Origin of the sequence: Phytohabitans aurantiacus, assembly GCF_027923225.1 — a bacterium.
GTDB classification, from domain to species: domain Bacteria; phylum Actinomycetota; class Actinomycetes; order Mycobacteriales; family Micromonosporaceae; genus Phytohabitans; species Phytohabitans aurantiacus.
The window spans coordinates 1-24,408 of the sequence record NZ_BSDI01000002.1 but is presented as its reverse complement, the minus strand read 5'-3'; the positions used below and the strand labels follow the sequence as shown (position 1 = coordinate 24,408).

General features: G+C 70.6%; 20 protein-coding genes. 3 read left to right on the top strand and 17 right to left on the bottom strand.

Annotated features, from left to right (window positions below; genetic code table 11):
- Positions 1 to 72: 72 nt before the first annotated feature.
- The 9 genes from QMG73_RS02840 to QMG73_RS02800 all read right to left on the bottom strand — a co-directional run bounded on the left by QMG73_RS02840 (position 73) and on the right by QMG73_RS02800 (position 10,602).
- Entirely contained in the window at positions 73 to 2,652 is a 2,580-nt protein-coding gene (locus QMG73_RS02840) for a helix-turn-helix transcriptional regulator (protein WP_281892266.1), read from the bottom strand.
- Positions 2,649 to 3,257 carry a TetR/AcrR family transcriptional regulator gene (locus QMG73_RS02835; protein WP_281892264.1) on the bottom strand — a complete coding sequence of 203 codons (609 nt, stop codon included), beginning with the start codon at positions 3,255 to 3,257 and terminating at the stop codon, positions 2,649 to 2,651. The genes QMG73_RS02840 and QMG73_RS02835 overlap by 4 nt, the downstream gene beginning before the upstream one ends.
- Positions 3,258 to 3,316: 59 nt before the next feature.
- Complete coding sequence (locus QMG73_RS02830) at positions 3,317 to 4,552, bottom strand: hypothetical protein (protein ID WP_281892263.1); 1,236 nt, start codon at positions 4,550 to 4,552, stop codon at positions 3,317 to 3,319.
- Between the two features lie 81 nt (positions 4,553 to 4,633).
- Positions 4,634 to 5,539: a hypothetical protein gene (locus QMG73_RS02825; protein WP_281892261.1), complete on the bottom strand. Its 906-nt coding sequence runs from the start codon at positions 5,537 to 5,539 to the stop codon at positions 4,634 to 4,636.
- An 81-nt stretch (positions 5,540 to 5,620) separates the two neighbouring features.
- Positions 5,621 to 6,262: a TetR/AcrR family transcriptional regulator gene (locus tag QMG73_RS02820; RefSeq protein ID WP_281892260.1), complete on the bottom strand. Its 642-nt coding sequence runs from the start codon at positions 6,260 to 6,262 to the stop codon at positions 5,621 to 5,623.
- Entirely contained in the window at positions 6,262 to 6,708 is a 447-nt protein-coding gene (locus tag QMG73_RS02815; RefSeq protein ID WP_281892258.1) for an ester cyclase, read from the bottom strand. Before QMG73_RS02815 ends, QMG73_RS02820 begins: the two co-directional genes overlap by 1 nt.
- 98 nt (positions 6,709 to 6,806) lie before the next feature.
- Positions 6,807 to 7,526 (bottom strand): Crp/Fnr family transcriptional regulator, encoded by a 720-nt coding sequence (locus tag QMG73_RS02810; protein WP_281892256.1) that lies wholly within the window; start codon positions 7,524 to 7,526, stop codon positions 6,807 to 6,809.
- A 227-nt stretch (positions 7,527 to 7,753) separates the two neighbouring features.
- Positions 7,754 to 9,589, bottom strand: a complete 1,836-nt coding sequence (locus QMG73_RS02805) for an SGNH/GDSL hydrolase family protein (protein ID WP_281892254.1) — start codon at positions 9,587 to 9,589, stop codon at positions 7,754 to 7,756.
- A 77-nt stretch (positions 9,590 to 9,666) separates the two neighbouring features.
- Complete coding sequence (locus tag QMG73_RS02800; protein ID WP_281892253.1) at positions 9,667 to 10,602, bottom strand: aldo/keto reductase; 936 nt, start codon at positions 10,600 to 10,602, stop codon at positions 9,667 to 9,669.
- Positions 10,603 to 10,642: 40 nt separating this feature from the next.
- Between QMG73_RS02800 and QMG73_RS02795 the strand changes: the two genes are divergently transcribed.
- A complete protein-coding gene (locus QMG73_RS02795) occupies positions 10,643 to 11,563 on the top strand; it encodes a glycosyltransferase family 2 protein (protein WP_309299427.1) in 921 nt (306 codons plus the stop codon).
- Positions 11,564 to 11,567: 4 nt separating this feature from the next.
- Here the strand turns inward: QMG73_RS02795 and QMG73_RS02790 are convergent, their stop codons facing one another.
- From QMG73_RS02790 to QMG73_RS02755, 8 genes are read right to left on the bottom strand one after another with little or no spacing between them, the layout of a single operon-like run.
- Positions 11,568 to 12,434, bottom strand: coding sequence for a sugar phosphate isomerase/epimerase family protein (locus QMG73_RS02790; protein WP_281892251.1), 867 nt, complete (start codon positions 12,432 to 12,434; stop codon positions 11,568 to 11,570).
- A complete protein-coding gene (locus QMG73_RS02785; protein ID WP_281892250.1) occupies positions 12,422 to 13,438 on the bottom strand; it encodes a Gfo/Idh/MocA family protein in 1,017 nt (338 codons plus the stop codon). Before QMG73_RS02785 ends, QMG73_RS02790 begins: the two co-directional genes overlap by 13 nt.
- Positions 13,435 to 14,832, bottom strand: a complete 1,398-nt coding sequence (locus tag QMG73_RS02780) for a glycosyltransferase family 2 protein (protein ID WP_281892248.1) — start codon at positions 14,830 to 14,832, stop codon at positions 13,435 to 13,437. The genes QMG73_RS02785 and QMG73_RS02780 overlap by 4 nt, the downstream gene beginning before the upstream one ends.
- Positions 14,829 to 16,115: a phosphoheptose isomerase family protein gene (locus tag QMG73_RS02775; RefSeq protein WP_281892246.1), complete on the bottom strand. Its 1,287-nt coding sequence runs from the start codon at positions 16,113 to 16,115 to the stop codon at positions 14,829 to 14,831. The genes QMG73_RS02780 and QMG73_RS02775 overlap by 4 nt, the downstream gene beginning before the upstream one ends.
- Positions 16,109 to 18,355 (bottom strand): ROK family protein, encoded by a 2,247-nt coding sequence (locus QMG73_RS02770; protein WP_281892244.1) that lies wholly within the window; start codon positions 18,353 to 18,355, stop codon positions 16,109 to 16,111. The genes QMG73_RS02775 and QMG73_RS02770 overlap by 7 nt, the downstream gene beginning before the upstream one ends.
- A complete protein-coding gene (locus tag QMG73_RS02765; RefSeq protein ID WP_281892242.1) occupies positions 18,352 to 20,001 on the bottom strand; it encodes a 3-dehydroquinate synthase family protein in 1,650 nt (549 codons plus the stop codon). Before QMG73_RS02765 ends, QMG73_RS02770 begins: the two co-directional genes overlap by 4 nt.
- The gene (locus QMG73_RS02760; protein ID WP_281892240.1) at positions 19,998 to 21,512 is read right to left on the bottom strand and encodes a glycoside hydrolase family 5 protein; all 1,515 of its coding nucleotides are present in this window, start codon (positions 21,510 to 21,512) and stop codon (positions 19,998 to 20,000) included. The genes QMG73_RS02765 and QMG73_RS02760 overlap by 4 nt, the downstream gene beginning before the upstream one ends.
- Positions 21,513 to 21,539: 27 nt before the next feature.
- Entirely contained in the window at positions 21,540 to 22,817 is a 1,278-nt protein-coding gene (locus QMG73_RS02755; protein ID WP_281892238.1) for an MFS transporter, read from the bottom strand.
- Between the two features lie 154 nt (positions 22,818 to 22,971).
- Between QMG73_RS02755 and QMG73_RS02750 the strand changes: the two genes are divergently transcribed.
- Together QMG73_RS02750 and QMG73_RS02745 are read left to right on the top strand one after the other, a co-directional pair.
- Positions 22,972 to 23,637 carry an HAD-IA family hydrolase gene (locus QMG73_RS02750; protein ID WP_281892237.1) on the top strand — a complete coding sequence of 222 codons (666 nt, stop codon included), beginning with the start codon at positions 22,972 to 22,974 and terminating at the stop codon, positions 23,635 to 23,637.
- 340 nt (positions 23,638 to 23,977) lie between these two features.
- Positions 23,978 to 24,408 (top strand): SigE family RNA polymerase sigma factor (locus QMG73_RS02745; protein WP_281892236.1); only part of this gene is annotated, 431 nt, incomplete at its 3' end.

Here is a 24,408-nt window from a genome sequence, read left to right as displayed (position 1 = left end):
TTGTCCCCCCTGATAGTCAGGCACCATCGTCATCGAGCATCCAGTGCCCGATGAGGGGGAAAACCCTCAACTTCAGGCCGGGTCGCTGGCGACCATCGCGGCGAGCTTTGCGCGGGCGGTGATGTCGAGCTTGTCGAAGATCCGGGCCAGGTGGCGTTCGACTGTCTTGACGCTCAGAAACAGTTCGCCGCCGATCTGCCGGTTGGTGTGGCCGGCCGCGACAAGTTCGGCTACCTGCCGCTCGCGGCGCGTCAGGCGGGCCAGCGACGTTGGCGTCAGCGTGGTGACGGACGGCCTGCCGGACCGGGCGAGGGCCTGCCGCGCGCGGGCGGCGAGCGTGGTGGCGGAGCATTCGGTGGCGTCCCGGACGACCCGGTGAAGCAGGTCGGACGCGTTGGTGGCGGTGCCGGCGACAAGGCGGGCGCGCATCGCGTCGATTCGGTCGCCGGCTGCTTCGAAGCGGCGTGCCGCGTCGAGTGCGTCGCCGCGTGCCGCGTCCGATCGGCCCTCGACCAGCGCCATGTGCGCAGCGGCGAGCGCACCGTATCCTTCGCCGCCGGCTGCCGCCGATGCGCGTTTGGCCCAGCCGCAGGCGTCTTCGACGTCACCTTCAGCGATGGCGGCACGGGTGAGCGTCTCGTACCACCGCGGTCGGCTGCCCGGATCGATCGCGGGCAGCTCGGGTCCACCACAGGCGGCGAGGATCGCCTCGACGCAACCGCTGGTGTCGCCGCTCTCGAGCCGGGCGTGCGCGTAGGCGGCGGTGGCGAGGGCGGCACACCAGCCGGAGGCCGTACGGGCCAGCGCGTCCGCCCGGGCACCGTGCTCCAGCGCGGCGAGTGTCTCACCCAGCCAGCTGTGGAGCTCGCACAACGTGGTCAGCGCTGTCATGGTCAGGTGGTCGCTGCCGGACGCGACCGCCAACGTGTGCGCCTCCTGGTAGCACTCCAGGGCCTCGTGCAGGCGTCCGAGCCGTAGCAGCGCGCCGCCCTGTCCAATGAGGAGATTGGTCAGGGCGTGTTTCTGGCCGGTCTCACGCGCCACCGCCGCCGCGCGAGACAGGCGGCGGTTGGCCTGCCGGTAGCGGCCGAGCAGGACTTCGGCCCAGCCGAGCCACGCGATCGTTTCGAGCAGCGGCGCCAGCTCCCGGTCGCCGGTCGCGTCGACGATGCCGCCCAGGCGATCGGCGAACGCGGCGGCCGTGCGCCGGTCACCGCCGGCACAGTGGGCGAGCGCCAGCTGTCCCGCGAAGGCGGTGGCGGACTGGTCGCGCGGCGCGCGTGCGGCGTCGGCAGCCGCGTCGAACTCGCCACGCATCAGGTGTATGAGAGCGAGTTCGGCGGTTACCGCGACGGATGATCCGCCGTGTGCCGCGCGGTGCAGCAGGGCCGCCGCCTCGTCGAAGTGGCCGAGGGAGCGCTGCGTGCGGGCGGCGAGCAGCAGGGCCTGCCGGCGGGCTCGCCAGCCGCGCACCGGGATCAGGTCCAGCGCGCGTGTCGCCGCCTCGCGCGCGGCGGCCAGCTGACCCGTGGCGGCGAGGCTCTGCCCCTGCGACAGCAGCAAACGGCCGCGGCGGGCGGCGGTGCCCACTGTTTCGGGGATCAGGTCAGCGGCGGCCGCGTACCACTGCGTGGTGAGGTCGGCGGACCGCCACCGGGTCGCGGCGGCCGCGCGGGTGAGGTGCCGTGCCGCGGTGAGGTCGCCCGGTCGTGCGGAACGCCGCAGATGCTCTGCCCAGCGCGGCGCGGCGTCGCCGCGCGCCTGAAACAGGCGGGCGGCACGGGCGTGCGCCTCCCGCTGCCACCACAAGCCGATCGCCCGCTGGACCGCCTGTCGCACCAGGAAATGCCGAAACCGCAACCGTCCGTTGTGGACCACGCGCAGCACGTCGCGGCGTACCAACTCGTCGATCGCCGCACCGACCTGCTCGGCCGGCACCTGGGCGACGGGCGGCAGATCGGCCGCGTCAAAGGTCTCACCGAGGATGGCCCCCGCCCGCGCGACCGTCCGGTGCGGCTCAGCGAGATCGTCCACTTCGGACCGCAGCGTCGTCAGAGCCTCGCCGGCGCTGGCCAGCTCAAAAACGATGGCCATGTACTGCGGGTTGCCCTGCGCCGCCTCGTAAAGGCTGCGTATGCCAGCGGCCGGACGGGAACCGCCGAAGAAGGCGAGCACCTGCTGGAGGGTGAACGGTGCGAGCTCCAGGTACAGGGCGGGGATCCGGGCGAGGGCGGCCGTCATCGCGGCGGCCAGCGGTGGGGCAACGCGTCCGGGTCGATGGCCCAGCACCATCTGCACCGCGTCGGGATCGCCCCGCGACAGGCCGTCGGCAAGGCTCGCGGCCGCCGGCGCGGGCAGCAGATGAGCGTCGTCGAGGACGAGCAGTGGCGGCCCGGCGGCGGGCCGCAGCAGCCACTGCCCGGACAAGACCCGCGAGAACCGGGGTGGTGGCGAGGCCGGTCGCCACCCCGAGCGCAGCAGGCTCTCGCGCAGGGTGGCGAGGAAGCGCGACTTGCCGATCCCCGGCTCGCCGTTGACGGTGATCAGCGCGGGTCCGGTGGCGTTGGCGACCAGGAACCGCTCGGCGGTCGCCAACTCGGCGAGGCGTCCCTCGAAGTCACACGCCCGCGGGCGGCCTCCGGGCGGGGTCACTTCAGCACCACCGAGACAAGGATGTCTTCGAGCCAGTCGGCGAACTGCGACTCGGTCCAGCCCAGCTGCTGGGTCGACAGATGCCAGGTGTCCGCGTTGACGATCGCCCAGAGAGTCTGCCCGGCCCGCTCGACACCGACCCGTAGCGGCCCGTTGGCCGCCACCGCACCCATCACCGCGGTCGCGTCGGCCAGCCGCCGCCCCATCGCCACCCCCCACAGCTGCCGCATCTGCGGGTCGGTTTCCGCAGCGGTCGCGAACGCCCGCTCCAGCGGCGCGACACGGCCGATCAGATCGGTGGCGAACCGCGCCACCAGACGTATCTGCTCGCGCTGGTCGCTGGTTTCGGCGATGCGCCGGGCCATGGGATGGTCGAGGGTCTCGCCCCCGCGAACGTGCGTGAGGGCGAGCAGCAGCAGGGACGGCTTGCTCGCGACGGCGTACACAGACTCCACCGCTACCTCAGCCGCTTCCGCGACGGCGCGCATGGTCGTGCCGGCGTAGCCACGCTCCGCGAACAGCCGCGCCGCTGCCGCGACGATCGCCTCGCGTGTCGCCTGCGCCTGCGCGGCCCGCCGAGTGGACCGATAAACCCGTGGCGACACCGGCCCTCCAAAATCACTCCAGCGCGACTGTATTCGTCACAGTATCACTGGAGTCAATTTCAAGCCACCATCATGTTGCCGATCCGCCCGCGCACCTGCAGGGCACTCGCCTTCGCGGCATCCAAGCCGCCGCCCAGCCGCAGCTCGTCGATATCGCCGCCCTCGAGCACGCTCAACGCCGTGGCCGACAGTTCTACGATCTCGCCGCGGACCAGGCTCGGCCCGCTGCCGCCGCGGGTCCGGACACCCTCCCGCACCACCAGCCGCCGGACCGGTTGGCTGATCTGGATCCCGACCGCCGCGTCGCCGTGCGTGTCGACGCTGTGCAGGTCCGCCGTACCGATGTGCCCCAGGTAGACGTTCAGGCCACGCGCGCCGGTGCCGTAGGTGGTGATCGGCTCCGCCACCGTCAACTCCCCGATCACGCCGAAGTTCACCACCCCGACCGCGCTCGCGCCGTGTGACGTCAGCGCGGCGCACTGCCAGCGCTCCACATCACCCCAGTTGTCCACCACCATGTCGTTGACCCCGTAGGTGATGACGGCCGCGCGCAGCCGCACCAACTCCGCCTCGACACCGAACAGCACCAACACCCCACCGGCGATCAGGTCCGCGGTACCCACCTCGACGCCCCCGTCAGCGAAGACCTCATCAGCGTCCAGCATGGACAGTCGTACCCGGCCAGCCGGTACCGGCTGCGGCACCATGCGCCCGCTCGGATCACCCGCGCCGCTCACGACGATGCCGGCACCGCGTACGGGCGCCGACTCCCGCCCCACACGCACCCCTTCGATCCGCGCCGTAAGGACGCTGCCGTCCGATGGCTGCCGGTTCCACACCGTGAGCGCCCCCTGCCGGACGCTGACCACGCCATACCCGTCAATCAGTGTCCTTTCCAGAGTGTCAGCGGCCTCCAGGTCGAGCTCGCGGATGCTGACCTGCCCCGTCGTGGTCGCCCCTTCGGCGACGATCTGCACCTGTCCGACAACCCGCAGATCGGTCAGCGCCAGCACACCCAGATCGGCCTCGGTTGTCGCGTTGTACACCGCGCGCCGCTCCGGCGCCGCCCGCAGCCGCAACCCGCGCACCTCGTTGTCCCGTACCAGCCGCACACCGTCGCAGCCAGGGCGGAAGACGATCTGCGTTCCCTCGCCGACCAACCGCTGCCCCGGACGCAGCAGCACCGGCCCGGCGTCCTCGATGTCGGCCAGGACACGGACAACCTCACTGTCCGGATCAGCCACAGCCGCGGCCAACTCCGCCGACGTCCTTACCTCGCACCTTTTCCCACTCATCCATCCAGTGCATCCCACTCGCCCGCACGCGGGTGAGGGGGAGATCACCCAATCCCGTGCCACGGCACGAGGTGACCACGGTTAGTGCATCGTCGCGACAGTGTGCATACCTTCGATCGCGTGCGGCACGCCGCTGTGCTTGCCGGGCACGAAACACATGAACGCGTACGGCCCGGCGGAGAGACGTTCGATCCGCAGGTACACGATCCGGCCGGGTGAAATAGCGCCCGCACCGCGCAGGCTCGGTTCGGCGAACGGCGTCGTCGTGCCCGAGTCGAAGAACCGCTGGATGTCGACGTCTGTCGTGCCGGGTACCACCTTTTGTGTGGCGAGCTCGTGGATTTCGTCTGAGGCGTTCACGATCCGGAACGTCCCGCCGGCCGGCAGTCGTGTGGGGGCGACGAACCGGGGCGCACCCGCGACCGTACGCATAGCGATCGTCGCATCGGCGGCGGGCGCGTGACCGATGAAGCCTCCCACGACCCGCAGTTTGTGTAGTACTGCTTGCTGTCCCGGCACGAACAGGTCGTTGAGGTCGAAGAAGTAGTAGGTGCCCGCGGTCAGTGGGAGCGTGACCGACACTGTGGTAGCCGCGTCGACCGCGGCACCGCCCACCAGATCCGCGTCGCGGGCGGTGGCGGCGATGCCCGCGGCCGCCGTCGCGGGATCGGGTGACAGCGCCGCCCGCAGGTCGGCCACGACCACGTCCGGGTCGGCCGCGCCCAACGTCCGGAACCCCTGAAGATAGTGCAGGAAGCCGCCTGACACGTCCGGAGTGGACACTTCGAAGGTTACCCACCCGGCTCGGACAGACTGCGGCAGGGTGAAGCCTTCGTCCAGAGTCATTACCACGGGTACGGTCGTTGGCCGGTGCCGCGGGGCGGCCACCGCGACCGTTCCTGTGAGGGTCAACGCCGTCGCCGCGGAAGCCGCGACTATCGATACCCGAAACGCGAACGAGTAGAGTTTGGACCGAGCAACCATCATGCCTCCTTGAAAGACAAGACAGTCTGGCATCGCGCACACTCGTCGCACAGGCGGGAAAACCCTCAACCAACGCCAGCCGGGCTAGGACTCCTGGTCGCCGAGCAAGGCGTCGGCCATCGTCCGGCCGAGCCAGCGTTCGTACTCGGTCAGGCTCCAGCGTCGGCGTCGGACCAGACGGTAGGCCACGTCGACAGACGTGAGCGTCCAGAGAATGTCTGCCGCCTGGTCGGTGGACATCCCCGGCCGCATCCCGAACCGCGCGGCGATGAACCCGGCGATCTGGCGGGTGCCGTTCGCGCGCTCGCCGTCGATCACGTCCAGGAACCGGCGTACGTCCGGGTCCCCGTCGCTGAAAACGGCGCTCAGTAACGGACCCACCCGCTCGAAGATCTCCCGCGGCATCCGCGCATAAAGCACCAGGCACGTGCGGGCGTCGGTGGCTGCCCGCATCGCCTTCGCGGTGGGGCGTTCGCTCATCGGGACCGGGGCGGCGTCACCGGCGAGCATCGCATCGTAGACGGCTTTGAGCAGGTCCGATTTGCCACCCACCACGTTGTAGATCGTCTGTACGCTCACCCCGGCGCGGCCAGCGACCGCCTGCACCGTGGTGCCGACGTATCCCCGGCGGACGAACAACGCGCTCGCCGCCTCCAGGATGCGCAGCCGGGCAGCGCCGCCGGGGTCGATGCCCGCCCGGCGTGGCCCACCCGGCCGCACATTCACTACGCCACCGCGCCGTCCGCGGGTGTGGGATCCGCACCTGGAATCGGCAGCGCCCCCACCTGCCGCAGCACACCCAACTCGTCCCGCACGCCCCAATGCTCGACCAACAGGCCGTCACGCTCGCGGTACATGTGCATGGTCTCCAATGCGTACGCCTTACCCGTCGGGGCGAAACCCAAATGACCATCCCGGTGGATGCCATGCGCCGTCGCCCGGATCGCGACCTTGTCTCCCGCCGCCACGATGTCGTGAACCTCGTACCGAATCTGCAACGTGTCGTGCAGCCACCGCATCGTGGCCGCATAGCCCGCCCGACCCGACGGCAGCCCGGGCGGGGCACCGTGATCGACAAAGTCGTCACTCACCACACCCTCCAATGCCGCGACGTCACCCGAGTGCAGCACATCCAACACCTTCCAGGCCAGGCGCTCAGCAGTAGTCGTCATCACCAACCTCCTTTGGAACCGCATTCCAACCGAACGAGTCGAGCCTGCCTCGCGGCAGTGGGCGAGCCCAAGCCGATTGGAACGATCCGCATCCTCGTTCAAACAACATGAGAAGGGCCGGTGCTCAGGACGGCCTTGCGCGCACCCCGCTGTACCGAGGGGCGGGTTGCCCGGACGCGCAGCGATTCGAGGTCGAGGATGCTGGTGGACATCCGGCCGGTACGGATCCAGCCTTGGCGACGTAGCGCGGCCAACGCCCGCGTGACGGCTTCTCGCGAGGATCCGACCCAGTCGGCGAGGTCGTCCTGCGACAGTGGCAGGGTGATCCGGATAGCGCCCGCGTCGGTGGCGCCGAACCGCTCGGCCAGCTCGACCAGCCGGGCCGCCACGCGGGCGGTGGAGTCGTAGGCGGTGAACTCCAGCCGCTTGCGGTCGGCATCACGCAGCCGCGTCGCGAGCGTGCGCATCACCAGCACTTGGACCCGCGGCATGCGTTCGAGGTAGGACTCGAAGACCGGCACGTTCATGACCAGCGCATCGACGTGCTCGAGGGCGTGAATGCTGGCGGACCGAGGAGCGTTGTCGACGACGGCCACCTCGCCGAGAAGCGCCCCCGGCCCGCAGATCGCCAGCAGCGCATGCGCGCCGGACGGATCGTGCGAAGAGATCTTGACACGACCCTTGAGCAGCACAGCGACCCACAGCGAAGCGTCCGCTTCGCGGATGAGCAGCTCGCCACGACGCCACCAGCGGACGGTACTGCGTTCGCGGAAGGCGGCACGCTCGGCGTCTGTAAGGGATGACCAGAACTCGCTCATTTCTCAGTCTCGGTAATCCGCCGCCTTCGGGCATCGGGGCAATCACTCAATGCGGGTTTGGGGGTGCGGCCAGGCAAGGGACTGACTGTCCACTAAAGAGCTTTCGCGGGCCGCCAGCGAACTGGTTGTGTAACCGCGGAGGGCGAGGCCGCGGGAGCAACGGTCTCACGCGCGACGGGCGTCGCGGCAGCTCAAAGCCCGATCCTGAGCTTGATCCCGAAGGCTCTCTAGCTGGCGAGGACTGTGGTCAGTGCGGGGTACCAGCGGTCGGACATCTTGGCGTAGCCGGCGTCGTTGGGGTGCAGTTGGTCGACGAGATCGGCGCTGGCCAGATTCGTGGTATCGACCATCCGGACGTGGTCGCCCTTCGCGGCCACGATCGCGGGGATCTTGGCGTTGTACGCGTTGATCCGCGACTGGGCGCTGGCGTTGGTGGAGGGAATGATCTTCGCCACCAGCACGTAGATGCCGGGGCGGGCGGCGAGGATCTGGTCGATCAGGGCGCTGAGCCGGTCGGGCGCCGTGTCGACCTGGTAGTTGCGGTACATGTCGTTGGTGCCGATGTGCAGCAGCACCACGTCCGGCTGGTAGGTGGTGATCCAGGTGGTGGCGTTCGCCTGAAGCTGGTCGATCTGCCAGCCCCGGTGCCCCTCGTTGTCCGGGTCCCCGATCGTGCCAACCGTCTGTGTGCCCACGAAGTCGGGTGTGTAACCGGCCTCATTGGACAGTCGCAACCAGAGCGGACCCCGGTATCCGGAGGTGGTGCTACTGCCCTGGCCCCAGGTGATGGAGTCGCCCATCGGCATGACCTTCACCGGCCGGGGCTCGCCGGCCCGCTCGAACCAGCCCTGCACGTCCACTATCAGATGGATGGGGGCGAAGCTGCCGTTCTTCAAACGGATTTTGCCGTCCGGGCCGGGCCGGAGCACCACCGTGTTCGTCCGCCAAGCGCCGGCGTTGAAGTCCATCAAGGTCACGCTCGGCTCCGCCTCGGCGGCCGGCCACGCCTTGAGATATCCGGCCTCCTCCGGCGTCACGGTCAGGTGCAGCACCGCACCGGTGACGCCGCTCGCCGGCAGCCCGCCGATCCCGGCCACCTGGACGTCGAGCGTGCCGCCCCCGGCCAGCGGCACGCCAGTGCCTGCGGTACGCGTGTTGATGAGCCTGCTGGTCACCGGCTGGAACGGCGTACCACCGTTGGCTGTGCCCGAAAAGTAGCCCTGCAGGGTCACGACCAGGTTGATCGCGGCGCTGCCCTTGTTGTAGAAGGTGACCCGACCGTCGGCGGCGAGTTTGATTGTCGCGCCCGACTGGGTCGACCCGGCGGCATAGTCGATCGCGCCCTTCCCGAGAGCCGTGCCCGGCGGCGCGGCGCCCACCCAGCCGCCAGCCGTGGCGCCCGGCACGAGCAGGTTCACGTACGCCGCCGTCGCGCCGGCGGGCACGAAGGTGCCGGCGATGGTGACGGTCCGGCTGCCGCCGGCCGGGATCATTCCGGTCGTGGTACCCAGTCCGCTGCGGGTGTCGATGAGCCGGGTGTGGGCGACCGGTACGAACCCGCCCGTGGCCGGGCTCGCCGCCGTCGTGAAGTAACCCTGTACGTCGACTCCGACGGACACCTCACCCCATCGGTTGTAGACCGCGATGCGGCCGTTCGCGCCCGGGACCACGACGGCGACGTTCGAGATGTTCTCGCCCGCCGCCACGTTGAGTGTGGACAGATCTGCCGGCCGGGAAGTCTCGTCGGGCCACAGCGCCAGCCAGGTCGCCGCGGTCGGATCGTGGGTTATGACGCGGACGAGCACCGCGCTCACGCCGGTGGCGGGAACCCCACCGACACCGAGGACTGGGAATGTGGTGGTGGAGTCCGGTCCGAGGACACCCGCCAGTGCCCCCACCGGCGTCGCGAAGGGTACGTAGCGCGCCGGTGCCGCGGCGGCGGTCGCATCCGGAACCTCCGCGGCCGTCGCCGCCGGCCCGCCAGCCATCACGACCCCGGCCACCAGGCCGAGGCAGAGCCCGAACGCCCACCCTCGGCGCCCAGAAACGTGTGGAGACCTCATCGGCGTTCCTCCCCTTGGCCGTTCGCGACCGTCCGACCGGGCGACGGAGGTAAGCGGCAACCGTCGCAGCCAAACGATCACCCTGTCAAGATCCGAAGCCATTCAAGGCCGGCCGCCCGGGAAAGCTCGCTCCACTCAGCGGTCGTCAATGTGAGGTCGACGGCGTCGAAGCACTCCCGAAACTGCTCGGCTGACCGCGGAGCGATCACCGCGTGGACGTCCATGCCCGCGGGACACAGCCACGCCAGCGCCACCGCGACCGGCGCGACATCCCGTTTCCTGGCAATGGAGAAGACCATGTCGCGGGCCGCCCGGTTGGCCGGTGTGTCGAACAACTCGAGCATTCTCCGGCTGTCCCCGGTGCTGTCGGCGGGGTTCCGGCCGGCGAACCAGCCGCGCGCCAGCGCGGTCCACGCCTGCAGACAGAGGCCACGTTCCAGAATGACCTTGAGCAGCTCCGCCGTCGCGTGCCGGCTGTCCGGCCACAGTGGTCCCGCCGGGACCGCGAGGCTGAACTGGTAGCTCGCGACCGGCCGCTGCGGCGCCACCGCGTCGGCGAAGGCGGCCAGCCGGTCGGCGCTCCAGTTCGACACACCGAAATCGCGGATCATGCCGCTCTCGCGCAGGTCGAGCAACGTGTCGGCGATCGTGTGCACCGGCACGTTCGGGTCGTCGCGGTGCAGCAGCACGGTGTCCAGGTAGTCGGTGCGCAGCCGGTGCAGGGAACCGGCGACCTCCGCCCGGATCACGTCTGGTCGGACCCGGGACTGCCCGTTTTCCGGGTGACAGACCTTCGAGACGATCTGCCATTCTTCCCGGCGGACGGTCGCACGCCGATCCGCCATCCACCGGCCGATGATCTCCTCGGATCCACCATCGTCGTACATCGGCGCGGTGTCGATGGTGTGGCCGCCCAGGTCGGCGAACATGTCCAGGCGGGCCCTGGTAGCGGCTTCGGCTTCGAGGAACAGGCCGCCGAGGATGAGGGGCGAATAGCACATCGAGGCGGACACGGCGACCTCCAAGGTCTCGTTTACGATACGGTAGGTGTCGATGTATCAAGACGGGGGAGATACGCCGATGGCCTTTGATCCAAACGTTTCTGTGGTGATTACGGCATACAACCGACTGGCACTGTTGCCGATCGCCATCGACGCGGCTCTGTCGCAAGTAGACTGTGATTTCGAAGTCATCGTCGTAGACGATGGCTCCACCGACGACACGCCCGCTGAGATCGGCCAGCGCTACGCCGACGAGCCACGGCTGCGGGTGGTCACCCGGCCCAACGGTGGGCCGCCGGCGGCCCGCAACACCGGCATCGATGCCGCCCGCGGCGAGTGGATCGCGCTGCTCGACAGCGACGACTGGTGGGAGCCGAAATACCTCAGCAGCCAGCTGGCGGTGCTCGCCGACAACCCCGACGCCGACATGGCGCTGTGCAACGGGCGCCGCCAGGACCAGGACGGCTCGTGGCACAACCTGTTCGACAACCCGTACTTCAGGATGCCGACCTCGATGGACGCGATGTGCGCCGGGACGTGGATCCAGCCGAGCTTCACCGTGGTGCGCACCGAGGTGGCCCGGCGGCTGCGGTTCGACGAGGCGTTCTACATGGGCGACGACCAGGAGTTCATGTGGCGGTTCGTAGAGGCGGGATACCGCTGCGTGCCTAATCACACGCCGCTGGCCGAGTACCGGGCGATCAGCGCCGGCGACGTGGCGACCGAAGACCAGATCACCGCGGACGAAGACGTGCTGCGGATGGGCGCGTACTCGGTGTGGAAGAAGCACAGCCGCAAGTACCCGTCGGCGATCCGGGGCCGAGGGCTGGATTTCGACCGGGCGTACGGCCCGATACTGCTGCGAAACGGCCACGTCGACGACGCTCGGTTTCACCTGTGGCGCTGGTGGTTGGCCCGCCCATGGAATCCCCGGCCGGCGTGGCTGCTGCTGCGGTCGCTGCGGAGGCGATGACCCGTCAGAGGCGGGCGCCGACCACATCGAGCAGTTCCTCGCACTCGCGCACATAGCGGTGGGCCGCCCGCAGCCTCGGGTGCGGGTCGCCCACACCGCAGTACTCCAGCGCCGCGGCCGGCACGCCGCCGCGCTCGGCCAGCTTGCCCAGCCACCGAAGGTTGTCAATCACACCGGCTGCGGTGTCCACACTGAAATCGGCCCGTCCCCGGGCCGGGACGTAGTTTTTGATGTGGAAATAGCCGACGCGCTCACCGAGCCGGTCGAGTACCGCCGGGTCCTGGTCCTCCGGGCTGATCAGTGCGGAGTTGGCGGGGTCGACGGTGGCGATCACCGCGGGATGGTCGACGAGGTCGAGGAGCCGCGCGGTTGTCGCCACGGTGTCGTGGATGTTGTTCGGATGCACCTCGACGCCGACCCGCACGCCCTCTCGGGCGCCGATCGCGCCCACCGCCTGATACGCCTCACCGGATCGGGTGTAATGCTCGTCGCGGGCGAGCGCACTGCCGTTCCGCGGCCAGTCGTCCGGATCGGCGCCCCGCAGCCATCCACCAAAGCCGTTCACCAAACCGATGCCGTGTTCGCGGCAGGCCTCGATGATCCGGCCGACGAGCGTGACGGACGACGCCCGCCGATCCGCGTCATCCGCGATGAAGTCACCCTCGTACCCGACGCAGTGCACCCGCGTCCCATGCCGCTTCGCCAACGCGGCGGCCCGCGCCACCTCGCCGCGCACCACGCCCGGGTCACCGCGCAGGTCGAGATGGCACGTCGATACCTCGACACCGTCGAAGCCGTAATGCGCGGCGACCGCGAACACGTGCTCCAGCGAGTAGTCGCGCAGCGACCAGCTATGCATCACGAGGTCCATGGCGGCTCCGTTTCCGGTATGGACAGTCGGGCTCCACCGCTGGCGGCGCTGCGGTCCAACTGGTGCAGTATCGCGACGTCCCGCAGTCCCCGGGCCGAGCCGGCCTCGGGCGGCACCGGCTTGCCCGCCATGCACTCGGCGAGCAGCCGATACTGTTCGGCGTACGGGTCGACGAGCGGCGGAGTCACCGGTCGGCGGCCCTGGTCGTCGCAGAGCAGCACGCTACCGCCGCCGTTCATCGCCCACGTCTCGACCGCGACGATGACGCCTTCGGTGCCGACAACGCTGTAGCGCGACTTGCCCACGAAGGGATCCTCGGTGAACGACGACTCGATGTGCAGCCGCCGGTCGCCGAACCACACGGTGGCGTCCAGGTGGATGTCGGTCAGCCGCGAGTCGCCCGCGGGATAGGCGACCGCCTGGCAGGCGGTGGCCGGCGCACCGAGCAGGTCTCCCCCGGTCAACAGTGGATAGATGCCAAGGTCCGCGGCAGAGCCCAGGCCGGAGTACTCGCGGTAGTTGCGCCAGTTGCCGTCCGCGTGCCCCAGGAAGGTGGCGTTCATCGCCAGCGGTACGCCGATCGCGCCGTCCGCGACCAGCCGGCGGACGGCCTCGTTGTTGGCGTTCAGCCGCGACATGTACCCGACCAGCAACGGCACGGTCGACGCCTGCGCGGCCAGGTGGAGCTCCAGCGCGTCGGCGACCGTACCGGCCAGCGGCTTGTCCACCACGACCGCCAGACCCGCCGCCAGCGCCCGGAGGGCGATCGGTGCGTGCAGGTGGTTCGGCGTGGCCACGTGCACCGCGTCGAGGTCGACGCCGAAGAACGCGTCCTCGTCGCCGGTGACCAGCGCACCGGGCACTTTCTCGGCAACCAGCTCGCGGGCGTGCGCGCGCGGGTCGAGAACCGCCGCCACCTCGAAGCCGTCGAGTCCCTCCAGTGCCGGCAGCAGCGCGCTCTGGGTCAGGTAGCCGGCTCCCGCAAGGCCGATCCGCACATTCATGGAGCACCATCACCTTCTCCTCGCAGGGCGATCGCGCCGGCGGCGCCTTGGCGAAGTCCGTAGAGGAAATGGGCGGGCAGGCCGTCGTCGGCCAGGCCGTGGGCCATGCTGCCGAGGGCGTTGCCGGCCAGGTGGGCGAGCAGCCCGTCCAGCCCTTCCCGCAAGGTCTCGAACCGCCGCGGCACGAGCGGCGGCAGGTCGGGCCGGTGCCTGACCTCGGCGTCGCGCAGCAGCTCGGGCAGGCGGGCGGGCAGCGTGGTCAGCGGTGCCGCGGCCGCGCCGAGCTCGGCCGCGGACACCCCGAACAGCGACCGCGCCGTAGCGCCGTCCCGGGCGGCCGCGGCGAGCATCGCGCCGAGCGTGGCGACCTCCCGCGGGTTCACCAGGTAGCCGTACCGGTCCGGGTCGGGGCGCCGATACTGCCGCCAGCCGATTCCTTCATCCCAGGTCAGCACGTGCAGGCCGGGATCGAGCAGGCCGGCCGCGCCCAGTTCGCCGGCGAGCCAGCCGTGGTCGTAGCCCCAAGCCAGCTGCTGGCGCCGGGTGTCGACGGGGGTGCGCCGAACGAGGTCGGCGACGCGCACGCCGGATGCCGCCCGCAGCTGGCCCAACCGGGTCAGCGTCGCCATGGCCAGCATGTCCTCGCTGCTTGCGCGCGGAGTGCTCGGGTAGAACAGCCGGCCCCCTCGGCGCAGCCAGCCGAGCACCAGGTCGGCGCGGACCATGAGGCCGACCACCCGGCCGGCCACGAGGCTGCCGTGCGAGGTCACGGTGAGCAGGTCGTACCGCCCGTCGTGGAGGCTGCCGGGCAGCGCCCGGCTGGCCGCCCCCGCGGCCGGCACAGGCGGTTCCCGGTCGAGCCATTCGACGACCGACGCGACCGTGACGATCTTCGGGCAGACCGCCACCGCCTCGGGGTGCCGGTCGAGAATGTCGACCAGTGCGGCCGGGCCGCCGGGTGCGAGCGCGGTGTCGTCGTCGAGGAACAGCAGGTGCCGGTGGACCAGCGGCGACCCGTCCGGCTGCTGGGCGAGCCAGGCCAGGCCGGCGTTGCGGGTGCCGGCGGCCGACTTCGGGCCGGGTGGCGCCGGCACCACCTCGTGCGGCAGGCCGGTTGTGCGCAGAGCGGCCCGGACCCGGTCGGCGTCGCCGCTGGCGAGTCCACCATCGACGATCACCACAGACACCGGCAGCGCGCCTTCGCGGGGCTGGGCGGCCAGGGATCGCAGGCAGTGAGCCAGGGTGTCTATCCGGTCGGTGCCGCCGTCGTGCGTCCGGTCGCTGTGTGTCGGTATCAGCACCGTGACGCCCGGACCGCACGACGCCAGCGGCTCGACCTCTGGCCGGGTCCGCGGATCGAGGCCGAGGACGTGATGAGCGACGGCCGGTCTCATCGAGCCCCTCCGACGGGCCGGAGCAGCAGGCTCCGCGGGGCCAGCGACCGGCTGGTGGCCACCGCGATGCCGGCCTGCGCGCGCAGCAGGGCGTCGTCGTCGCGCGCCGGGAGCACGACGGCCACGCCGATGTCCGGGTGGCCCGCCACGGCCTGGTAGGTGTGGTGGTTCCAGGTGCTGCCCGGGTGGCACTCCCATCCCGATCCGTGGTGCGCGGCCGCGAGCCGCCCGGCGAGGCCGGAGTCGTAGCAGACCAGGTGACCGGCGCGCAGACCTGGTGTCGCGCCAAGCCAGTCGGACGCGGCCGGCACGATGCCGGCGGCCGGCACCGCCACCGCTTCCGCCGCGTCGCCGTCCGCCTCAGCGAGCAGTCGCTTGTACCGGCTCACCGCGGGATGCGTGGCGAACCTGATGCCCAGTCGCGCACCGACGCACGCCACCAGCGCGTCCGCGGCGTAGCACTGTCGCATCAGGACGGTCACCGGGTGCACCGACGGCGATCCGGCGGGCAGGTCGACGACCCAGTCAGCCGGCCCGTCGCCGATCTCCGCACCGACGTCGTACCAGGTGCCGCTCCTGCCACCGAGTGCCTGCCTCGCCAACTGGGTCAGGTACAGCCGCAGGCCGGGACCGGCGTCGCCGGGCGGGCGCAGCACGACCCTCCCCGGCAGTTCCGGCGCGGCGGCGGACGTCGCCGCGGCCCATTTCGCCAGCGCGGGGGCGCCGCGCACGAAATCGTCGTACGCCGCGCGGAAACCGTCACCCGCCACCACCGACGAGCACAGCAGGAACGGCGTACTCAATGGCGCGGCGAACAACGCCACCTGGCCGGTCAGCCGCGGCCCGGTGAGCCAGCGGACGTCGACGCCGTACCTGTCGCGCACCGCCTCGGCGAGCAGTCTCGTCTCGACGGTGGTGCCCGACTCGGACACCGCCACGACCAGGTCTGGTGGGCCGTCCGGCCCGGCGATCGTGCGGCGCAGCGCATCCGGGTCCAGCACGTCCAAGACGTCGAGCCGGGCCCCGCCGACTTCGCGCACGGCGTGGGCGCCGAACGCCCAGCCGCCCGTGCCGATCAGCACCAGCCGGCCGCCCGCGGGTACGGGGTACTCGGCGAGCAGGTCGGCGACGTTCGCCCAGCCCGGCGGCTCCAGCCAGCCGAGCCGGGGCTCGCCACCCTCGGTGGCCAGCCGGGCGACCGCACCCGCCGCGCCGCCGCGCCCACCCGCGACGGCGTCCCGGAACGCGGCCAACAAGGCGTCCGGCGCCAGCTCGCTCAGCACTCCCGCACCACCGTCCCCGGCAGCCCGGTATCGATCACCGCGCGCAGCGCCGGCTGGCCGTTGACGGTGCCGTACTGGGCCAGCTCGGCCGCCACATCAGGCGCCGCCAACAGCGAGACGATGTGCGTCACCAGACGGTCCAGGCCCAGTTCGCGCCCGGCGTCGCCGCGGCACAGCTCGGCCGCGGCGAGCATGTCCTCCCGCAGGCCACCGCGATTGCCGAGGACCACCGCCCGGCCACCAGCCGGATTGTCGACCCACTGGTGGGCCGCGGCGGAGCGCAGCGGGCCGACGGGCACCACCTCGTCGCCGCCGACCGGCAGCCGGGCGTCTGCCGGAAAGCCTCCGTACAGGTTGACCGCGGCGGTCTCGGCCAGCGCCGGCCACAGCCCCGCCACGATCGACGTGCCGACGTTCGCGCCGACGGCGACGTACAAGGCGTCCACCCCACGCCCGCCGGTCGCGGCCAGGACCGCGGCGACCAGCTCATCGTCCAGCGGCAGCGCGTACTTGGGCTCGCAGAAACCCCGCCGGATGGCGCGCTCCAGCGTTGCCGCGGACCGGCTGGCCAGCAGTACGGTCTCCGCTCCCCCGAGCCGGGCCAGGCCGAGGTGGATCAGGCCGGACAGGCCGCCGCCGACCACCAACACCCGCTCGGCCGGCACCAGCTGGGCCGTCGCCCGTTGGGCCCGTACCGCCCCGGCCAGCGGTTCGACCAGCACCCACTCCGGTCCGGCGGTAGCCGGTACCTCGATCACCTGGCCGCGGCTGACCACGCCCCTGTCGAACGTCATCAGCTGGGTGAAGACGCCCGATCGGTTGTGCCCCAGCTTGTCGCTGTCGTCCAGCGGGTTGTTCGGGTTGAGGGTCACCATCTGGCCGACTCGCAGCTCGGTGACCGAGGAACCGACCGCGACCACCTCGGCCACACACTCGTGACCCGGGATCTCGGGCTCGCAGCCCACGTCGCCGCGCAGGATTCGAAGGTCGGTGCCGCAGATGCCGGCGTACCGCATCCGCAGCTGGACCTGCTCTCGCCCGCATGCGTGCGCCTCGCGCTCCACGACGCTCAGCCGTCCTTCGCCCACCGGCTTGACCAGGCTCAGGTACCGGCTGCTGCCCTCGGCCAGCAGCGCGGCCAGCCCGGCCAGTGGTGCGTCATCGGTGTCCGGCGGGCAGACGAGCAGGCCGGCGCGGCGCTCCGCGGTCCAGCCGGTGAACCAGCCGGCGTCGACCATCAGATCGTCCAGATTGGACCGCAGCGCGTCGAACCACGGCGCGCCGACCCCGTACGCGAACCCGCCGGCGATCACCGCGCGGCTCAGGCCGAGGTCGGCGCAGAGTTGCAGCAACCGGGCCGCCAGCGGGCGGGTCACCCGGTGCAGGACCGCCGCGGTGAACGAGTCGCCGCGCGCGGCGGCCGCGGCGAGCGCCCGCGCGTCGATCCGCCCCGGGTCCGAACCGCTCAGCTCCGCGAGGACCGAGCCGGCGAACCGGTCCGGGTCGCGCCGGGCCCGCATGGCGGCGACCCGGACGGTGCCCGGGCCGCTGGCGTACGCGCACAGGTCGCCGACCGCGCCGCACTCACACCAGGGCAGGTCGAGGCGGTCCAGCTCGGCCCGGGCATCCGGGTCGCCACCCGCCGCGGCCCGCCCCAGCCGGAGGGCGGCCGCGGCACCGCCGGGCACCGCGTCCAGGACCGTCGGGTCTACAATGGAGTGTCCCGACTCGCCGCCGAGCCAGTCGGGGTCGAGCAGCACCTTGCGCGTGCCGGGCAGGCCGGCGTCGAAAACCTTGAGTGCGACGCCCGTGCTGATCGTCGCGTAGATGAACCGCCCCAGCTCCCGGTAGTGCCAGGGTGCGGCGGCCACATCGTTGACGACGGTGACCGGCGCCCACGGCAGCCGGTCACGCAGCGCGGCGGCGAGGTCCAGACCGGTCGCTGGCGCCAGCCACAACGTCGACGCGTTGCGCACCACTCCGGCGCTCGTGACGACCGCGCCGAGCGCCACCCCGATCGCGTCGACGCGCCGGTCCGGTGCCGCGTCGCGCAGCCGGTTGGCGTGCTCGGCCACCAGATCGAGCAGTGGCCCGGCGGGCTTGGTGACCCCGAGCCGCGGGCTCGGGGTCGGCACCCGCAGAACCGCGCCGGTGAGCCGGCCGTTTTCGGCGAGCGACAGCCGCGTCGTGGTGCCGCCGGCGTCGACCACGATGGCGACGTGCGGGCGCGGCCCGATCACGGCGCCACCTCCGCCTGGCGGCGGATCAGATCCGCGCACGCCCGCCGGAGCAGGTCGGGGTTGAGCTCGTGCATCGAGTCGATGAAGCCGCCGCGCCCGACCCCGGTCGGCACGACCAGGTGGGGCCGGCCGCCCTTGTGCGCCGAGATGTCGCTGCCCAGCCAGCGCCAGAGCCGCTCCGGTCGGCACAGCGGGCTGTACACCGGCAACCCGACGCGCAGCAGCAGCCGGACCATCCGTTCGTACGCGGCGGACGGCAGCCGGCCGGTCTGCACGCCAAGGTGGCCCGCGAACGCCATGCCGATCGACACCGCCTCGCCGTGCCGCAACGCGTATCCGGACGCGGTCTCCAGCAGGTGCCCGAACTCGTGCCCGAAGTCGGGAAGGCGCCGCAGTTCCTTCTCGTACGGGTTTCCGGCGAGCTCCCGCATCATCGCGGCGATCGAGCGCCGCACGATCTCCTCGGCGACCGGCCCGTCCGGCCGCTCGAACAGGTCCTCGTAATGCTCCTCGAGGAGATCGAGCAGGGGCCCGTCGGCCACCATCGCGATCTTGATCGCTTCGGCCAGACCGCACCGTATCTCGGCCCGTGGCAGCGTCCGCAGGAAGGTCGTGTCGCACAGGCAGGCTAGCGGAGGTCGATAACCGCCCAGCAGGTTGCGCCGCTGGTTGACGTCGACACCGACCTTGAGACCGACTCCCGCGTCGATCAGACCGACCAGGGTGGTCGGCACCCGCAGGTACGGTGTCTGGCCCTGATAGAGCAGCGCCATCGTGCCGACCAGGTCGAGCAGCATGCCACCGCCCACCGCCACGATCCGGTCCTCGGGGCCGAGGTCCAGCGCCCGAGCGGTGGCCAGCAACTCGCCGGCGTGGCCGAGCGTCTTGGTGTGCGCCGAGCTGACCACCGGTACGACGGCGTGCGGGTGAAAGTAGCGCCGCACGCCGGCCACCACGTCGGGCGAGAACGCGTCGACCACGGCCAGCACCTTGGCGCCGTCGGGCAGCCAGGCGCGCAGCGGGTCGGCCTGGCTGGTGAAGATCGACGGCGCCAGCTCCACCCGGTACGACTGCTCGATGACGCCACGCTGGGACCCACCGGTGGGCGACGCGTCGGGCACCACCACCCGGACCTCCCGGTGCCATACCGCCAACCCCGCGTCCGGCAGCGCGGTGCGTGGGCTGGGCCGCAGGTTGTGCGGTGGGCCGGCGACGAGCCGTACCGCTCGGGTGTGCCGCCGGAACAACGCGGCGGTGATGAGGACGTAGTCGGAGACGGCGGGACCGCAGTAGCTGAGGAACGCGTCCGACCGGCCCAGGCCGGCCGAAGCCGCCTCCTCGGCGATCCGCTCCACCGCCGCCAGCGGCGACAGGCGGTCGAAGGTCGCACTGTCCACTTCGGTGTATCCGTCGAGCCGGCCGCGCCAGATCTGCTGGTCCAGGTAGGCCCGCAGCGGCGCGGCACGGTGCGCGTCGACGACCACCAGCAGCCGCCGGGCGTCGCGCAGGTGCCGCAGCAGGGCGGTGTTTTCGGGGTCGAACAGCCCGGGTACCGCCTCGACCTCGACCTCGCAGTCCAGCCGTGCCTCGATCCGCCCGACCACGGAACCGGATCCGACGTCGCGGCTCGTCGATGCGACCGTCACGGTGCCCCCGCCGGCTCGCCGTCGCCGATCTGCTGCGCGGCGCCGCCGCCGGTCGCCTTGCGAAGCAGCTCGATCAACGGTTCTCGGGGGCGGCAGTTTTCGAACCGGAACGACTGCATCATCTCGTCGATGGCGGTTTCGTCCATGTCGCGGAACAGCTCACCGAACTCGGGCAGCAGGGCCTCGGCGAAGAGGATCTGCGGCACCAACCGGTTGATCAGGAACTCGGCGCCGAACGGCTCGGGCTGGTACAGCGGGAACTCCGTCGCGAACAGCTCCTTCAAGGGGCCCATCACGTGCCGGATCGCGTCGTGGGTGCCGCCCCACGCGTCCGCGCCGAACTTCGCCTTGCGCCGCAACACCGGTTCGAGCCGGCGCATCCACGCGCTCTCCGGGTCGACGTACATCGGCGCGCACAGGCCGACGTCCTTCAGCGGCCAGAACGCCCAGCTCGAGTTGGTGCTCTCGTAGTTTTCGAACTGGTCACCGAGCAGGCGCAGTCGCATCTCGTCGACCCGCGGGTCGCCGGTGAATACGACATTGAACTCGCCGACCCACACCGGCGTGCCGGTGCGACGCATGAAGTCGGTGCGCTTGTCGAACATCGCACGCACCGTGTCGCGGTCGAAATACTGGTCACGCGGGTCGGTGGGGCGCAGCACGCCGTACGAGTGGGTGTCCTCGTCGGTCGGCGTCCATACGTGGGTGAGGTGGGTGATGCCCGGGTACTGGCCACCCGGCATGTAACCGGGCGGCGCGTAGTCGTGCGCCGAGAAAACCACGTTCGGCGTCGACGCGTCGAACACGTCGAAGTCGTTGCCGTACCGGTTGCCGTCCAGGAAGATGATGTGACTCGGGTCGACCTCACGGATGACCTCGATCAGCTCCTGGCTGAAGGGGCCGACCAGCTCGCCGGTCGGATCAGACGGCTCGTTGAGCGGGTTGTATCCCGCGACCCAGTCATTGTGCTGGTATCGCTGCGCGATGATCCGCCACAGATGGAGCGTGCGGTCCTGGAAGTGCCGATGCTGCCAGAACTGCGCGGTGTGCGTCGGGTTGTCGCAGTGCCAGTCGTGATTCTGCCAGCCCGGCAGCGTGTGCAGGTCGATGATCGAGTAGATGCCATGCCGGGCGAGCACGTCGATCGCCCGGTCCAGGTGGCGAAAGCCGTCCTCGATGATCTCGAACGGACGCGCGTCGCTCTCCAGATGGCGGTAGGTGATCGGGATGCGGACCGAGTTGAGCCCCAGCGACGCGATGAAGGCCGCGTCAGCGTCGGTGAAGAAGTGTTCGAGAAAGCGGTCGAAGAAGAACCGTGCCCGCTCCGGGCCCAGCACGCTGGCGACCGCGTCGCGCTGCCCCTGCTCGTGTGCCGGGTAGCCGGTGATCCAGTTTTCCATGTTGAGCCAACCCGCGAGGCCGATGCCGCGCAGCCGGACCTCAGCACCCCGCCCGTTGACGAACCGCTGACCGTCTACGCGCAGCAAGTTTCCGCCTCGTTCAGTGGTCATTGTGCCTCTCCCCCGTGTGGTGACTATTCAGGTGTCCGATGTAGACAGTTCTCTGTCGGTGGTGCCGACCACCGCCCGAGGCGGGATCGTGATCGAACCGGCCACCGCGATGGCGGCCGCGGCCAGCATCAACGCGCCGATCGCGAAGCGCAGACTGGTCTTGTCAGCCAGTGCCCCGGTCAGTGCCGGGCCGGCCGCGATCGCTACATAGCCCACCGCGCCGACCGTGCCGACCGCCCGGCCGGCGTGCGACGGCATGGCTCGGGCCACCTCCGACAGCGCGGTCGGCACGACCGGGGCGAGCGCGAACGCGACCAGCAGCAGCCCGATCAGCGTCACCAGCGCACTGCCGGTGGCGACCGCGGCGGCCAGGCCGACCAACACCAGCGCGGCGGCGAGCAGGAATGTGTGACGCGAACCCACCTGGCGTACCGCGCTGCCGCCGATGAGTCGGCCCGCGATCCCGGCGATCGCCACGGCCAGAACGCCCGCGCCGGCCAGCGCGGCACCCGATGAGAACACCGACCGCAGGTAGAGCGAGAGGAAACTGTTGAACGTGCTCTCGATCAGGTAGGCGGCGAACACGACGCAGGTGAGCAGAAGCACCGCCGGCGCGGCGATGACCTGCCACGCGTGGCGCCGGTCGCCGCCATCGAGCTGTGACGCCAGGGCCGTCGGCGCCTCGCCACGGTGTATCCGGCGCGGCATCGGCAACCGGACCAGAGCCACGGCGAAGACACCGAGCATCAGCGCCAGCGCAACGAAGACCGACCGGTACTGCCAGCCCGACATGATGCCCAAAACCGCCAAACCAGCGCCCAGCGCCAGCCCGATGCTGTATCCGGCATGCAGCCAGTTCATGACCTGTGTGTGGTATTGCCGTTCAATGTCCGCGCCGATGGCGTTTGCCGAAATGTCTATGAGGCTGCCACCGGCTCCGAAGATCAGCAGTACGGCGACCAGGCCGGTCACGGTGCCGACCCGGGCGAACAGCAGGAACGCGACGCCACCCAGCGCGAAGCCGAGGATCACGACCGGCCGCCGCCCCACGCGGTCCACCACCTGCCCGCCCACCACGACCGACACGATCATGGCGACGATCTGCACGATCAAGGCCGCGCCGAGCGTGCCCGGGCTCAGCCGCAGCGCACCGGCAAGATCGGCGATCAGCACCGACCACACGCCGACCTGCAGTCCCATCCCGACGAATGCTCCCGCGCCCACCGCGACTCGCACCCTCAGGCCACCGGCCGCGGTCACCTGATCGACCGCCCGCTGACTGCCGCGCACTGCGAAGAAAGACACGACGACAGACACTCCCCCGTAGAAGTCGGTCGATATCGAGGAACATGATGTCCACGCGGACGCGGCTTACGCAAGGCTTGCGATAAGCGAGTTGATGCCGAACCATGGGCGCCAGTACGACGGGTCTTCGACATCGAAGGGCGTGAGCGCAGCTATGACGGATGTCGGCGTACTGTTCGATGTGGACGGTGTGTTGTTGGACACATCCACAATCTACGAAGACATTTGGGGCACCTGGGCGAAACGCCACTCACTCGACGTCAGCTACGTTCTCGGGCTCATCCACGGCCGCCGCACCGAAGACCTCCTCGCCCAGGTCGCGCCGCATCTGGACGTCGCCACCGAGCGCGCTGTCCTGGACGGTCTCATGCGCGAAAAGATCGGACTGGTCCGGGCCGCTCCGCACGCCGCCACGCTTCTCGACAGCCTGCGCGATCGACCGTGGGCCATTGTGACGTCGGGCAACCGGTGGTCGGTGCGGCTGAGCTTCGAGTCGTGCGGTCTGCCGCTGCCGAAGGTCCAGGTGTACGGCGAAGAGGTGCCGGCCGGCAAACCGTCGGCTGACTGCTACTTGATGGCCGCCGAGCGGCTCGGTATCCCTCCGGCCGACTGCCTGGCGGTGGAGGACGCCCCGGCCGGCGTCTTGGCCGCGAAACGCGCCGGCTGCACCGTGCTCGCGGTCGCCAGCACCCACGACCCAGCCGACCTCGTCACGGCCGACATGTGCCTGCCGAGTCTCACCGCCGCCGCGCAGACGATCCTCGACTTCCGCCCCACGTCTGCCCGCCGCCAAGGTCGTCGAAGCGCATCCTCGCGCTAAACAGATCCAAGCAAAGAGAGATGTGAGCTACCGCGACGTTCGCCGTGCGCCATGCCGTTGCTCCCGCGGCCTCACCGTGCGCGGCTACACGACCCGGCCGTACGTAGCAGCGAAATCCTTGATGTTGCGGCTTCCGGGTGTGTACGAGGCGACAAAATCGGGGATTTTGTCGGGATGTTGAGCGTGACTGGGCGCGGAGGGCGAGGCTGCGGGAGCTACGGTCTGGGGCACGACGGTCGTCGCGGCAGCTCATATCCTGAGACGATCGGATTCCTTGGAACCGATTGGGTGGTTGGCGCGACTGGGTAGCGTGACACGGTCTGCGGTTAGGGAGCCCGAGGTGGGCGGGAGCGCGTTGGATGATTTCGGCGCGGTGTATCGGGCGCATTACGACGGCATGATCCGGTTGGCGTATGTGATTACGGACAGTGTGGCGGCGGCCGAGGACATTGTGCAGGAGGCGTTCGTCGAGCTGTACCGGCATTGGCCGTCGGTTCGTGAGCCGGAGAGTTGGCTGCATACGGTGGTGGTGAACCGGTCGCGGTCGTGGTGGCGGCGTTTGGTGGTGGCTCGCCGGCATGTGGCTCGCGGTTCGCCGCCGGTGTTTTCACCGTCGGCTGAGGACGGTGCCGCGGTGCGTCAGGCGTTGCTGGCGTTGGGTCGCCGTCAGCGTGCGGCCGTGTTTCTGCGTTTCTATCTTGACCTGCCGGAGGCGGCGATCGCTGAAGCGCTCGGCTGCCGTCCCGGGACGGTGAAATCTTTACTCCATCG

Bases quoted from the DNA above. Each gene is read 5' to 3' on its own strand.
- QMG73_RS02830 (WP_281892263.1), bottom strand. From the start codon at position 4,552: ATGAGTGGGAAAAGGTGCGAGGTAAGGACGTCGGCGGAGTTGGCCGCG.
- QMG73_RS02825 (WP_281892261.1), bottom strand. From the start codon at position 5,539: ATGATGGTTGCTCGGTCCAAACTCTACTCGTTCGCGTTTCGGGTATCG.
- QMG73_RS02815 (WP_281892258.1), bottom strand. From the start codon at position 6,708: ATGACGACTACTGCTGAGCGCCTGGCCTGGAAGGTGTTGGATGTGCTG.
- QMG73_RS02810 (WP_281892256.1), bottom strand. From the start codon at position 7,526: ATGAGCGAGTTCTGGTCATCCCTTACAGACGCCGAGCGTGCCGCCTTC.
- QMG73_RS02805 (WP_281892254.1), bottom strand. From the start codon at position 9,589: ATGAGGTCTCCACACGTTTCTGGGCGCCGAGGGTGGGCGTTCGGGCTC.
- QMG73_RS02795 (WP_309299427.1), top strand. From the start codon at position 10,643: ATGTATCAAGACGGGGGAGATACGCCGATGGCCTTTGATCCAAACGTT.
- QMG73_RS02790 (WP_281892251.1), bottom strand. From the start codon at position 12,434: ATGGACCTCGTGATGCATAGCTGGTCGCTGCGCGACTACTCGCTGGAG.
- QMG73_RS02785 (WP_281892250.1), bottom strand. From the start codon at position 13,438: ATGAATGTGCGGATCGGCCTTGCGGGAGCCGGCTACCTGACCCAGAGC.
- QMG73_RS02780 (WP_281892248.1), bottom strand. From the start codon at position 14,832: ATGAGACCGGCCGTCGCTCATCACGTCCTCGGCCTCGATCCGCGGACC.
- QMG73_RS02760 (WP_281892240.1), bottom strand. From the start codon at position 21,512: ATGACCACTGAACGAGGCGGAAACTTGCTGCGCGTAGACGGTCAGCGG.
- QMG73_RS02750 (WP_281892237.1), top strand. From the start codon at position 22,972: ATGACGGATGTCGGCGTACTGTTCGATGTGGACGGTGTGTTGTTGGAC.